General features: G+C 53.6%; 11 protein-coding genes. 5 read left to right on the top strand and 6 right to left on the bottom strand.

Translation table 11 applies throughout. The features are described from left to right. Nucleotides 1–8: 8 nt before the first annotated feature. From OOJ59_RS08965 to OOJ59_RS08955, 3 genes are read right to left on the bottom strand one after another with little or no spacing between them, the layout of a single operon-like run. Nucleotides 9–503, bottom strand: a complete 495-nt coding sequence (locus tag OOJ59_RS08965) for a PTS system mannose/fructose/N-acetylgalactosamine-transporter subunit IIB (protein WP_042312435.1) — start codon at nt 501–503, stop codon at nt 9–11. Nucleotides 504–514: 11 nt separating this feature from the next. Beyond that, nucleotides 515–943: a PTS sugar transporter subunit IIA gene (locus OOJ59_RS08960; protein ID WP_085048337.1), complete on the bottom strand. Its 429-nt coding sequence runs from the start codon at nt 941–943 to the stop codon at nt 515–517. A gap of 4 nt (nt 944–947) precedes the next feature. Then, the gene (locus OOJ59_RS08955) at nt 948–2693 is read right to left on the bottom strand and encodes a class I mannose-6-phosphate isomerase (protein ID WP_160955425.1); all 1746 of its coding nucleotides are present in this window, start codon (nt 2691–2693) and stop codon (nt 948–950) included. A 188-nt stretch (nt 2694–2881) separates the two neighbouring features. Between OOJ59_RS08955 and OOJ59_RS08950 the strand changes: the two genes are divergently transcribed. The 5 genes from OOJ59_RS08950 to caiF all read left to right on the top strand — a co-directional run bounded on the left by OOJ59_RS08950 (nt 2882) and on the right by caiF (nt 10361). After that, the gene (locus OOJ59_RS08950; RefSeq protein WP_160955426.1) at nt 2882–3889 is read left to right on the top strand and encodes a LacI family DNA-binding transcriptional regulator; all 1008 of its coding nucleotides are present in this window, start codon (nt 2882–2884) and stop codon (nt 3887–3889) included. Nucleotides 3890–4022: 133 nt separating this feature from the next. Next, the gene (gene dapB, locus OOJ59_RS08945; protein WP_038637087.1) at nt 4023–4844 is read left to right on the top strand and encodes a 4-hydroxy-tetrahydrodipicolinate reductase; all 822 of its coding nucleotides are present in this window, start codon (nt 4023–4025) and stop codon (nt 4842–4844) included. 455 nt (nt 4845–5299) lie between these two features. Next, on the top strand, nt 5300–6448 hold the full coding sequence (carA, locus tag OOJ59_RS08940) for a glutamine-hydrolyzing carbamoyl-phosphate synthase small subunit (protein ID WP_038637089.1): 1149 nt from the start codon (nt 5300–5302) through the stop codon (nt 6446–6448). An 18-nt stretch (nt 6449–6466) separates the two neighbouring features. Further along, nucleotides 6467–9691: a carbamoyl-phosphate synthase large subunit gene (gene carB / locus OOJ59_RS08935; RefSeq protein ID WP_038637091.1), complete on the top strand. Its 3225-nt coding sequence runs from the start codon at nt 6467–6469 to the stop codon at nt 9689–9691. A gap of 274 nt (nt 9692–9965) precedes the next feature. Beyond that, nucleotides 9966–10361 (top strand): carnitine metabolism transcriptional regulator CaiF, encoded by a 396-nt coding sequence (gene caiF, locus OOJ59_RS08930; RefSeq protein WP_038637093.1) that lies wholly within the window; start codon nt 9966–9968, stop codon nt 10359–10361. 76 nt (nt 10362–10437) lie between these two features. On the opposite strand, the gene caiE is transcribed toward caiF, so the two are convergent. Genes caiE through caiC form a run of 3 tightly spaced genes read right to left on the bottom strand, consistent with a single transcriptional unit; the run spans nt 10438 to nt 13487 of the window. Next, nucleotides 10438–11034, bottom strand: coding sequence for a carnitine operon protein CaiE (gene caiE / locus OOJ59_RS08925; protein ID WP_038637095.1), 597 nt, complete (start codon nt 11032–11034; stop codon nt 10438–10440). A 60-nt stretch (nt 11035–11094) separates the two neighbouring features. Continuing rightward, complete coding sequence (gene caiD / locus OOJ59_RS08920) at nt 11095–11880, bottom strand: crotonobetainyl-CoA hydratase (RefSeq protein ID WP_038637097.1); 786 nt, start codon at nt 11878–11880, stop codon at nt 11095–11097. 53 nt (nt 11881–11933) lie between these two features. Beyond that, nucleotides 11934–13487 carry a crotonobetaine/carnitine-CoA ligase gene (caiC, locus tag OOJ59_RS08915; protein ID WP_038637099.1) on the bottom strand — a complete coding sequence of 518 codons (1554 nt, stop codon included), beginning with the start codon at nt 13485–13487 and terminating at the stop codon, nt 11934–11936. Nucleotides 13488–13540: the final 53 nt, after the last annotated feature.

Here is a 13540-nt window from a genome sequence, read left to right as displayed (position 1 = left end):
TGCGCTCCTTATTTCAGCTTCTGACGTGCGTCCTGCCAGCTGTAGCAACTGGCGTCAGGGACCAGGCGAAACTCTACCAGGTGCCCATGTTGCGTCAACCAGTCAAAGGCGGCTATTTCCTCGCCATTCACCGACTGATTCGGGCCGATGGTAGTGGTATCGGCACGGGCGCTCATCGGACCTACATTAATCTTGCCGTTGGCATTTTTCAGGCTGATGCCAGCTTCTTCAATGCGTTTTAGCGTGACGGGCGATTTACCAATGACGAAATAACGCTTCTCGCTGGCAATGACTTTCGGCAGTTTTTCAATCGCCGTGGCGGTATCAAACAACCAGACTTTGGTGTCCTGCACGGCGCCTTTCATCACCGAAGAGAGCAGAGGGTCGGCCGCGACGGCGTCGTCTATCGCGACAATCCCGTCACAGGGCAGCTCTTTGGCCCAACGTGTCACGAGCTGCCCATGGATTACGCGGTCATCGATACGTACAAAAGAAATACTCATAGTGGTTTCCTTTAAAAATCGTCGGACTGAACGGATAAAACCGGGGCGGCTTTAATCAGCGTAGGTACCGTCAGCGCCAACAGCTCGACGGCTGCGGCGTGAACATCCGTTAAATGGCAGATCTCCTCGCTTTGTAACAGCATCGGGAAGTTGACACCCGCGACAACGGCAACGGGAGGAACCGTTTGTGCAGAAAACGCATGGTGGCAGGCGACATTCCACGGCGTACCGCTTTGCATGTCACATAGCACCAGAACGCCGTCAGCGTCTTTCCCGGCACTTGCGAGAACATGAGAGAACGTCTGTTTAAACCCTTCGATACCCGCCTGTTCACTCAGCGTGACGGGGTAAACATGCGGTAATTCTCCGTAAACCATACGACCGCTGGCGAGAAGCGCTTCTGCCAGGGGACCATGGGTGGCAACAATAACGTTAATCATGCGCTTATCCTCTAACCCAGGCTTTAATCGTGGCAAGCTGTTGGCCGATACCCTTGCCAAACGGCGAAATGCGGTACTCTCCAACGGCGGCCGGGATAATAAAGGTTTCTGCATAGTTGACGACAAACGGGGCAAATGCGCCGCTCGGGCTTTCAACAACGGCCTGCGCACCTTCGACCAGGTTCAGGACGTTTACGCCGCCATGGGTATGGTGTGTGACCGGTGCCGTAAACCAATGGCGGCGCGTTTCAATAAACTCGCGCTCGTGCATTCCGGTTCTTTCTTCCCGCCAACCTTCCCCTTCGGCGATAGGTTCAATACGGTTGACCAGGTTGTCATGTACCCATTGCGTGTCGCGCTGCCAGTCAATCACCTGCTGACCGTGATCCAGATGGACCGGGCGCGGTAAGCCGTCTAACCCTAAACGTCCCCAATCCCACAGTTTAAAGGTGAAGATATAGGGCGTTGCGCTGATCTCCAGCACCATGGTTCCTGCACCCGAGCAGTGGACGGTTCCTGCGGGGATCAGAAAGTGATCGTGTTTATGCGCAGGGATCTGATTAACGAACCGCGTATCATCAAAGGTTTTTTCACCACGGCCCGCGGCTCGGAGATCGTCGAGCATGTCCTGTGGCGCGATCCCGGTTTTAGTGCCGAGATACACCACGGCGTCCGGCTCGGCTTCGAGAATGTAATAGCTCTCGTCCTGGGTATAGTGCATACCAAACTGTTGCTGAATGTACTCAGTGAGCGGATGAACCTGAAAGCTCAAATTCTGGCCGCCAATGGTATCGAGGAAGTCAAAACGAATCGGGAATTCCGCACCAAAACGTGCGTGAACTTTCTCGCCCAGCAGGGGGCGGGGATAGGTTAGCACCAGATCCTGAGAGGGGATCTCGATCCGCACGTTGCCAAAACGCAGTAACAGGCTGTTTTCCTCGGGCACGCAATCAAAACACCACGCGTAATTGGGGGCTGAGGGATCGAGATCGAAGTGTTGTTTCATCCATTGCCCACCCCAAACGCCTGGGTCGAAGAAAGGGGCAACGCGAAACGGTTGTTTAGTCGTTTGTTGCAAACCGGCGCGCAACGCGTCGCCGCTGACCATTGCGGGATGATTTTCTACCGTGGTATCAAGCAAATAATCGGCGCGTTTGAGTAACGGCGTTTTGTGCCGGTCGAAGACTCGCCATTCAATGAAGAAAGCGCGTTTGTACCGACGAAGAATATCTTCATCCTGGTTTTTCGCCCCCCAGTTCCCCAACCCGTCATGGCGCATACGCTGTTGAATTTCCCAACGCGGAAGATCGGCATAAACCAGTACGTCACCCGGGTGTGCCAGCGTCGCGCCGGGTCCGTACACCACGACCAGACCTTCGGCAACGGCATCAATCTGTTGGCGGAGCTGACTGAGCTTGTCACTATCAAAAAACTCATTCAGGTGATGGCAGGAAAGGACGCCGAATACGCGATCGTCGGTAAGGTTTCGCGCCAGTAACTCATGCAGAGCCTGCTCATCTCTGCGGGCGGATTCAATATTCAGCACCAGCGCGGTATCTAACGTCGTGACAAGCTGTTGTTCCAGTTCTTCAAGCCGCACGCCCGGATAGCAATCCACGATCAATACGGTTTTGGCTGCTGCAGAAACCCTGGTGTTAAGCACAGAATGGATCGCCGCCCAACCCTGCCAGGCGTGCTCGTCGTAGCCCTGAACGTTAACCTCAGGGAATTTATTATAGGTTGTCGTCATTTTCTTTCTCCGTGTTGGCTAATTTAAGATTAATCGATTAACCTTATTTTCATAGTGTGGTTAACGCGATTAACCCGGCATATTCAGAATCAAAAGCGGTGAAAAGCGCGTTAGCGTGATGTGAATCACATGTATAAAAGCAATATTTCGGTTATTCGATTAACCTTCGATAAAAATCAGGAGCAGGTATGACCACAGTCACGTTGGCGCAGGTAGCTGAGCGCGCGGGAGTCTCCACGGCGACCGTGTCGATGGTATTGCGTAACCGGGGGCGAATTTCTCAGGCTACACGCGAACGGGTGCTTAAAGCGCTGGATGATGCTGGCTATGTATATAATCAAACCGCCGCTAATCTGCGTAACCGGAGCAGTAATCAGGTTGGATTGTTGCTCCACGATATCACCAACCCTTTTTACGGCGAGATGACGGCAGGGCTAAGCCATGAGATGGAACGGCATGACCTGTTGTTGTTTCTGGCAAATAGCGAAGAGTCAGGAGAACGGCAGCAAAAATTTGTCGACTCGTTGATGCGCAATAATGCTTGCGGCATGGTGCTCTGCGCGGCGCGCGAGACGCCGTCATCCTTCTTTGAAGCGCTGAAAAGGCGCAATATTCCCGCCATTATGGTCGTCCGTCCCCTAAGCGATCCTGATTTTGATTTTGTCGGAACCGATAACTTTCTCGGTACGCAAATGGCCACCACCCATTTAGTCAAAATGGGGCACAAGAATATTGCGTTTATTGGGGGGACGCCTGGTTCCGGCAGTCGGACACAGCGTATCGGTGGTTTCACCAGCACATTGCTGGAGCACGGAATATCGCCGAGTCCAGAATGGATTGTGGCTACGCAGGCCAGCCAAATTGATGGCGCAAAAGTAGCGGAGTCTCTTCTTCTGCGTTACCCGCAAATTACCGCCGCCGTATGTTATCAGGATATTGTTGCGCTTGGGGTCATGCAGGCGCTACGTAAAATGGGGCGGGAACCTGGGCGGGATTTTGCGCTGGTGGGGTTTGATGACATCACCGAAGCGGCGCTGGTACAACCTGCGCTTACCACCGTGTCGGTGGCGGCAAAAGAGATCGGTCGTAAGGCCGGAGAGCTGCTCTATAGCCGTATTCAGGGAAATGACGAACCGCCGAAACGTATTATCCTGCCGCCGGCGCTGGTAGTCAGAGAATCATGTGGTTTTTGCTGATCGTCATGCCTTTTACTGATATCTCTGCCTGTTTATCATTAAATTCTAATTATCGACGTTTTCGGCTGGCGGCGCAGCGATGCGCTGGTTACTCTGAAAACGATTTACGCAAAATTAACAAAAGAGAATAGCTATGCATGATGCACAAATCCGCGTTGCCATCGCGGGAGCCGGAGGACGCATGGGGCGTCAGTTGATTCAGGCCACACTTGGCATGGATGGCGTACAGCTTGGCGCGGCGCTGGAGCGCGAAGGCTCTTCCTTACTGGGAAGCGATGCCGGAGAGTTAGCGGGAGCCGGGAAAACGGGGGTTACCGTACAAAGCAGCCTTGAGGCGGTGAAAGATGATTTCGATGTTTTCATCGATTTCACGCGACCGGAAGGTACGCTGACGCATCTGGCGTTTTGCCGCCAGCACGGTAAGGGAATGGTGATTGGTACCACCGGGTTCGATGATGCCGGTAAACAGGCTATTCGCGATGCCGCGCAGGAGATTGCTATCGTCTTCGCTGCGAATTTTAGCGTCGGCGTTAACGTCATGCTGAAACTGCTTGAGAAAGCAGCAAAAGTGATGGGGGACTATACCGATATTGAGATTATCGAAGCGCATCACCGCCACAAAGTGGACGCCCCATCGGGGACCGCGCTGGCGATGGGTGAGGCGATCGCCGGGGCGTTGGATAAAGATCTGAAAGACTGCGCTGTCTACTCGCGCGAAGGTTATACCGGCGAGCGTGTGCCGGGCACTATTGGTTTTGCGACCGTACGCGCCGGTGACATTGTCGGCGAACATACCGCGATGTTTGCCGATATTGGCGAGCGTATTGAAATCACCCATAAAGCGTCCAGCCGCATGACTTTTGCCAATGGCGCAGTGCGATCGGCGGTTTGGCTGAAATCTAAGTCAAATGGTCTTTTTGATATGAAAGATGTACTTGATTTACGCAGTTTATAGATTTTATTACCCTTCGCGATGTGGTTATGGTAATCATAATTATTTGATTACATGGGGCAATATTTTATTGCCCTTTAATTTTTTGGCTTTTGGTTTTATTTTTTATCTAAGCTGGTTTTTATATATGTTTTTATGCTTCATTCTGTTATCTGAATGTAAATTTTGACCAAGTGGTCCACTTTTTTCTCTCGCTGCTCCCCTTTTTACACTCTTTATCTACCGCAAGCGTTTTCCACCCTGAGTTAGCTGATCTTTTTGCCTGTTAAATCGAGTGATTTATCCCAGTGGCGTAAAATAATAATAAAAATTGCCCTTTTGGGTAGACTTTTACGTGGGCTATCTCTAGAATGCCGCCGTTTGCCAGAAATCCATAGGTAAGCAAATTTGCATTGATTCATGAGGTGTTAATGAATTAATATGCAAATAAAGTGAGTGAATATTCTCTGGAGGGTGTTTTGATTAAGTCAGCGCTATTGGTTCTGGAAGACGGAACCCAGTTTCACGGTCGGGCCATAGGGGCAACAGGTTCGGCGGTTGGGGAAGTCGTTTTCAATACTTCAATGACCGGTTATCAAGAAATCCTCACTGATCCTTCCTATTCCCGCCAAATCGTCACTCTTACTTATCCTCATATCGGTAATGTCGGCACCAATGAAGCCGATGCAGAATCTTCTCAGGTACATGCGCAAGGCCTGGTCATCCGCGACCTGCCGCTGATTGCCAGCAACTACCGCAACACCGAAGACCTCTCTTCTTACCTCAAGCGCCATAATATTGTGGCGATTGCCGATATCGATACCCGTAAGCTGACGCGACTGCTGCGCGAGAAGGGCGCTCAGAACGGCTGCATCATTGCAGGTGATAATCTGGATGCTGCGCTGGCCTTAGAAAAAGCCAAAGCGTTCCCGGGCTTAAATGGGATGGACCTGGCAAAAGAAGTGACCACCGCTGAATCCTACAGCTGGACCCAGGGTAGCTGGACGCTTTCGGGTGACCTGCCGGAAGCGAAGTCTGCAGAAGAGCTACCGTTTCACGTGGTGGCCTACGATTTTGGCGCCAAGCGCAACATTCTGCGTATGCTGGTGGATCGCGGCTGCCGCCTGACGGTGGTACCGGCGAAAACCTCTGCGGAAGACGTTCTGAAGATGAATCCGGACGGTATCTTCCTGTCTAACGGCCCAGGTGACCCGGCCCCATGCGACTACGCCATCGAAGCCATTGAGAAATTCCTCCAGACCGATATTCCGGTATTTGGCATCTGCCTCGGCCATCAACTGTTGGCGCTGGCGAGCGGTGCGAAGACCATCAAGATGAAGTTTGGTCACCACGGTGGTAACCACCCGGTGAAAGACATGGATAAGAATGTGGTGATGATTACCGCGCAGAACCACGGCTTTGCGGTGGATGAAGACTCGCTGCCAGCCAACCTGCGCGTGACCCACAAGTCCCTGTTCGACGGTACCCTGCAAGGGATTCACCGTACCGATAAACCGGCGTTCAGCTTCCAGGGCCACCCGGAGGCGAGCCCAGGCCCGCATGATGCGGCGCCGCTGTTCGACCACTTTATCGAGCTTATTGAGCAATACCGTCAGTCCGCGAAATAATCAGGAGTAATAAGAGCCATGCCAAAACGTACAGACATAAAAAGTATCCTGATTCTGGGCGCGGGCCCGATTGTTATCGGTCAGGCGTGTGAGTTTGACTACTCCGGTGCCCAGGCGTGTAAAGCGCTGCGCGAAGAGGGTTACCGCGTTATTCTGGTGAACTCTAACCCGGCAACCATTATGACCGACCCGGAAATGGCCGATGCGACCTACATCGAGCCGATCAACTGGGAAGTGGTACGCAAAATCATCGAAAAAGAGCGTCCGGATGCGGTTCTGCCAACCATGGGCGGCCAGACCGCGCTGAACTGCGCGCTGGAGCTGGAGCGTCAGGGCGTGCTGGAAGAGTTCGGTGTAACCATGATTGGTGCGACCGCTGATGCGATTGATAAAGCAGAAGACCGCCGTCGTTTCGACGTGGCGATGAAGAAAATCGGCCTCGACACCGCGCGTTCCGGTATCGCGCACACCATGGAAGAAGCGCTGGCGGTTGCCGCTGACGTGGGCTTCCCGTGCATCATACGTCCATCTTTCACCATGGGCGGCACCGGCGGCGGTATCGCCTACAACCGTGAAGAGTTCGAAGAAATCTGCGAACGCGGCCTGGACCTCTCGCCAACCAACGAGCTGCTGATTGATGAATCCCTGATCGGCTGGAAAGAGTACGAGATGGAAGTGGTGCGTGATAAGAACGACAACTGCATCATCGTCTGCTCTATCGAAAACTTCGATGCGATGGGCATTCACACCGGTGACTCGATCACTGTTGCTCCGGCGCAGACCCTGACCGACAAAGAATACCAAATCATGCGTAACGCCTCGATGGCGGTACTGCGTGAAATCGGCGTAGAAACCGGCGGTTCCAACGTTCAGTTCTCGGTGAACCCGAAAGATGGTCGCCTGATCGTTATCGAAATGAACCCGCGCGTCTCCCGCTCTTCGGCGCTGGCGTCGAAAGCCACCGGCTTCCCGATTGCCAAAGTGGCGGCCAAACTGGCGGTGGGTTACACCCTCGACGAACTGATGAACGACATCACCGGTGGCCGTACTCCGGCCTCCTTCGAGCCGTCTATCGACTACGTTGTCACCAAGATTCCTCGCTTCAACTTCGAGAAATTCGCCGGTGCAAACGACCGTCTGACCACCCAGATGAAATCCGTCGGCGAAGTGATGGCGATTGGTCGCACGCAGCAGGAATCCCTGCAGAAAGCGCTGCGCGGCCTGGAAGTAGGCGCCACCGGTTTCGACCCGAAAGTGAGCCTCGACGACCCGGAAGCGCTGACCAAAATCCGCCGCGAGCTGAAAGACGCGGGCGCCGAGCGCATCTGGTATATCGCCGATGCCTTCCGCGCGGGCCTCTCCGTCGACGGCGTGTTCAACCTGACCAACATCGACCGCTGGTTCCTGGTACAGATTGAAGAGCTGGTACGTCTGGAAGAGAAAGTGGCGGAAGTGGGCATCAACGGCCTCGACGCTGACTTCCTGCGTCACCTGAAGCGCAAAGGCTTCGCCGATGCGCGTCTGGCAAAACTGGCGGGTGTGCGCGAAGCGGAAATCCGCAAGCTGCGCGACCAGTACAACCTGCACCCGGTCTACAAGCGCGTGGATACCTGCGCGGCGGAATTCGCCACCGATACCGCTTACATGTACTCCACCTATGAAGAAGAGTGCGAATCTAACCCGTCCGTTGACCGCGACAAAATTATGGTCCTCGGCGGCGGCCCGAACCGTATCGGCCAGGGTATCGAATTTGACTACTGCTGCGTCCATGCCTCGCTGGCGCTGCGCGAAGACGGTTACGAGACCATCATGGTCAACTGTAACCCGGAAACTGTCTCTACCGACTACGACACCTCCGACCGTCTGTACTTCGAGCCGGTAACGCTGGAGGACGTACTGGAAATCGTGCGCATCGAGAAGCCGAAAGGCGTCATCGTGCAGTACGGCGGCCAGACCCCGCTGAAACTGGCGCGTGAACTGGAAGCCGCAGGCGTACCGGTTATCGGTACCAGCCCGGACGCGATTGACCGCGCGGAAGACCGTGAACGCTTCCAGCATGCGGTTGACCGTCTGAAGCTGAAACAGCCAGCCAACGCCACCGTGACCGCCATTGAACAAGCGGTTGAGAAGGCGAAAGAAATTGGCTACCCGCTGGTGGTGCGCCCGTCCTACGTACTGGGCGGCCGCGCGATGGAAATCGTCTACGACGAAGCCGACCTGCGTCGCTACTTCCAGACCGCGGTTAGCGTCTCCAACGACGCGCCGGTGCTGCTGGACCGCTTCCTCGACGATGCCATCGAAGTGGACGTTGACGCCATCTGCGACGGCGAAATGGTGCTGATTGGCGGCATCATGGAGCACATCGAGCAGGCGGGCGTACACTCCGGCGACTCCGCCTGTTCTCTGCCAGCCTACACTCTGAGCAAGGAAATTCAGGATGTGATGCGCCAGCAGGTGCAGAAGCTGGCCTTCGAACTGCAGGTGCGCGGCCTGATGAACGTGCAGTTTGCGGTGAAAGACAACGAAGTCTACCTGATTGAAGTCAACCCGCGTGCGGCGCGTACCGTACCGTTCGTCTCCAAAGCCACCGGCGTACCGCTGGCGAAAGTGGCGGCGCGCGTGATGGCCGGCAAATCGCTGACCGAGCAGGGCGTGACCAAAGAAATTATCCCGCCGTACTACTCGGTGAAAGAAGTGGTGCTGCCGTTCAACAAATTCCCGGGCGTTGACCCGCTGTTAGGGCCAGAAATGCGCTCTACCGGGGAAGTGATGGGCGTGGGCCGTACTTTCGCGGAAGCGTTCGCCAAGGCACAGCTGGGCAGTAACTCCACGATGAAGAAACAGGGCCGTGCGCTGCTCTCGGTTCGCGAAGGCGACAAAGAGCGCGTGGTGGACCTGGCCGCTAAGCTGCTAAAACAGGGCTTCGAGCTGGATGCGACTCACGGTACCGCGATTGTGCTGGGTGAAGCCGGTATCAACCCGCGTCTGGTGAACAAGGTGCATGAAGGTCGTCCGCACATTCAGGACCGTATCAAGAATGGCGAATATACCTACATTATCAACACCACCGCAGGTCGTCAGGCGATTGAAGACTCCAAGCTGATTCGCCGCAGCGCCTTGCAGTACAAAGTGCATTACGACACCACCCTGAATGGCGGTTTCGCAACGGCTATGGCGCTGAATGCGGATGCCACCGAGAAGGTGACCTCGGTGCAGGAAATGCACGCGCAGATCAATAAATAATAAACAGAAGGTCCGGTGATATTTGCGTTAATCGGATCTGCAATATAAATTTGAAACGGTTCCTGAGAAGGAGCCGTTTTTTTTACCCTATCAGGTCATCCCTGGAGATGTCCGTTTCCTTAACCACATTTTCAATGTAATAAGCACGATATTGCTCACACTAATCAACATTCAAGTCGCATACTATCTTTATATCCACAATTTTAATATGGCTTAGTTTTTATTAATTTGGACAGGCCGTAGCCAGATTTTTAATTTGTGAAATGGTGTGCTTATGTGTGAAAAATATGTTGAAAGACCGCTTTATTTGTTAATTGCTGACTGGATGATGGCAGAGGACCGATGGATCACTGCCAAGGAGATTTCCCGTCAATTTGATATTGAACACTGCAAAGCAATTAATACGCTCTCCTATATTCTGTCAGAAGTTGGGGAAATTGTTTGTGAAGTGAAGATGATCCCTAACCAGATTGCAGGACGAGGCTGTCAGTGCCAGCGTCTGGTGAAAGTCGTGAGTATTGATTCTCATCTCTATCGCCGATTGAATCATAATTTACAGGAAAGAAAAGTGAGTGTGGCGAAAGCGCCACGATTGTCTGCCGTTCCCCCAACAGAGCTCAACCGTGAGCAGAAATGGCAGATGATGCTGTCAAAAAGTATGCGTCGCTAATGGTTAGTTTGCCTGATGGCAGCGTTAACGGGGATTGACGCGTAGGCCGGATAAGCGTCAGCGCATCCGGCATCAATTATTGGGCTGATTTTGGCTTCACGTCCGTCGTGCCTTTCAGGCGCGGCCGGTTTTTTTCGACCTGGGTTAACGGCTTCGTTTCAGATAGCCCCGTTCGACAGCGGACCGCAAGATCCTGATATTCTTTGGTGTTGAGGCGTTTCCAGTGCAGCTCCTGGTCTGTGACCTGGCGTAGTACTCGCGCAGGTGAACCCACCAGCAGTTGCCTTGCCTCACCCTGAAATCCGGCTTTGACGAAACTCATGGCGGCGACAATGCTCTCTTCGCCAATCACTGCGCCGTCCATAATCACGCTGTTCATGCCGACCAGGGCGTCCCGGCCCACCACGCAGCCATGCAAAATAGCGCCGTGGCCGATATGGCCGTTCTCATGCACGATGGTATCGGTATCGCAGTAGCCATGCATAATGCAGCCATCCTGCAGATTAGATCCTGCCTTAAGGATCAGGCGCCCATAATCCCCACGCAATGACGCGAGTGGGCCAATATAAACACCAGCACCCACGATGACATCGCCAATCAGCACGGCGCTGGGATGGACAAACGCGTCCGGGTGTACCACCGGGATCAGTCCTTCAAAGGCGTAATAGCTCATGGTTGTACCTCGGTTTTTTTGCCGGACGACGGCGTAAACACCTTATCCGGCATAGTCACATTAACGACCTTTCCACACCGGATCGCGTTTTTCGGCAAATGCCTGCGGTCCTTCGAGCGCATCTTCCGAATGCAGTACCGACGGATAATGCTTCAGTACGCCGCTGCGGATGTAGCGGTAGCCTTCTTCTACCGGCATTTCGCTGGTCGCACGATAAATCTCTTTCAGGGCCGCGATCGCCAGCGGGGCGCTATTAACCAGTTGTTGCGCCAGTTCGCGCGCGCTATCCATCAGTTCGCTCTGGCTGACAACGCGGTTCACGATCCCCCAACGCAGCGCTTCTTCGGCGCTCATTCGCCTACCGGTCATCACCATTTCGTTGACGATAGCCGGTGGCAATAGCTTAGGCAGGCGCAAAACGCCGCCGCTGTCAGGCACGATGCCGAGCTTGGCTTCCGGTAGCGCGAAGCTGGCGTTTTCCGCGCAGACAATAAAGTCCGCCGCCAGCGCCAGCTCAAAACCGCCGCCAAACGCATAGCCGTTTACCGCGGCGATGACCGGCTTATCCAGATCAAATATTTCAGTTAAACCGGCAAAGCCGCCGGGACCAAAATCGGCATCCGGCGCTTCACCTTCCGCTGCCGCTTTTAAGTCCCAGCCAGCAGAAAAGAATTTCTCCCCGCCGCCAGTAATGATTGCTACGCGTAATTCCGGATCGTCACGGAAATTAAGAAAAGCCTGGCCCATTGCAAAGCTGGTTTTGGCGTCAATGGCATTGGCTTTAGGTCGGTCGAGGGTAATTTCCAGGATCGGGCCATTACGGGTCAGATGTAATGATTCACTCATGGTTCATCTCCAGATAAATAGTTTCCCGGCGGGAGGGATTCCTGCCGGAAGGTTTATTTCAGATTTTTTTTGATTATTTTTCCTGAACAGTTGCGCGGCAGGTCGGTTCTGATCTCCATAAAAGAGGGAACCTTGAATTTCGCCATATTGTTTTCGCAGAAGCTGAAAAACTCGGCTTCGCTTAATGTTTCACCTTCATTAAGGACAATAAACGCTTTAATGGCTTCATCACGTATCGCGTCTTTAATACCAACAACCACAATGTCCTGAATTTTCGGATGCGCAGAAATAATATTTTCCAGCTCGACGCAGGAGACATTTTCCCCGCCGCGTTTAATCATGTTGCAGCGTCTGTCGACAAAATAGAAATACCCATCCTCATCCTGGTAACCCGAATCACCGGTATGTAACCAGCCCTCTGGTTCCAGCGCCCTGGCAGTTGCTTCCGGCTGCATGTAATACTCTTTGAAGATGGTCTTGCCGGGGACGCCTTTAATACAGATTTCGCCAATTTCTCCGGCGGGGAGCGGGCGATTTTGATCGTCGCGAATTTCAGCTTCATAGCTAAATCCCACGCGACCAATGGAAGGCCAGCGTCGTTTGTCTCCGGGACGGTCGCCAATTATTCCGACAATGGTTTCAGTCATACCATAAGAGGTCAGCAGCCTGACGCCAAAGCGTTCGATAAAGGCGTCTTTTTCCTGCGCGGATAGATTGAGATAGAACATCACTTCGCGCAGATGATGCTGCCTGTCCGTTGGCGCGGCGGGCTGGACCATCAGCGTGCGGATCATCATCGGGATGCACTCGGTCACCGTCGCCTGATATTTACGTACCTGATCCCAGAATGCCCGGGCGCTGTACTTCTCCAGGAGCACAAAGGTGCTGCCGGCGGAAAAGGCCGGCATTGCGGCGGTACACTGACAGTCGATATGAAAAGCGGGCATCACCGTCATGTATACGTCATCATCGCGCAGGGCGATTTGCCAGGCAGAGTAATAGCCCGCAAAGCGCAGGTTATAATGGGTAATCACCACCCCTTTTGGACGCGAGGTGGTACCGGAGGTAAACAGAATTTCCGCCGTATCGTCAGTGGATAACGCAGGCGTATAGCACAGGGTGGTCGACTGACGAGCCTGCAGTTGGGTAAAGTGGCTCACGCCATCGTCAGCCGGAAGCTGCTCGCCAATCAGACAGATATGATTAAGCGGAGTGCTATTTTCCTGGCGTATTTCACGGTACATAGGATAAAACTGGGCGCTGGTAACCAGCAGGCTCACCTGGCTGTTTTGCAGGATCCAGGCACTTTCTTCGCCCAGTAAGCGAGCATTGATCGGCACCATAATGGCGCCGATTTTTGCCAGTCCAAACCAGCAAAAGATGAATTCCGGACAGTTATCCAGATGCAGTGCGACCCTATCGCCCTTGCGGATCCCTAAGGAATGAAAAAGGTTCGCCGTGCGGTTAATCTCTTCATTGAGCGAGGCATAGCTAAATTGCCGAACGATTCCTTCACAGGATTCGAAAATTAACGCCGTTTTATTTCCGTACACCCCGGCCAGGTCGTCCCACATCTGACGTAAGTTTTGTCCGCCAACGATATCCATATTGCTTTATCCACTGAAATCAGGCGTGAGCGCTAACCCACGAGCGGGTTAGC

Source organism: Citrobacter sp. W9, from assembly GCF_026719375.1.
In the GTDB taxonomy this organism is placed as follows: domain Bacteria; phylum Pseudomonadota; class Gammaproteobacteria; order Enterobacterales; family Enterobacteriaceae; genus Citrobacter; species Citrobacter werkmanii.
This window is presented reverse-complemented; position numbering and strand designations above follow the sequence as displayed.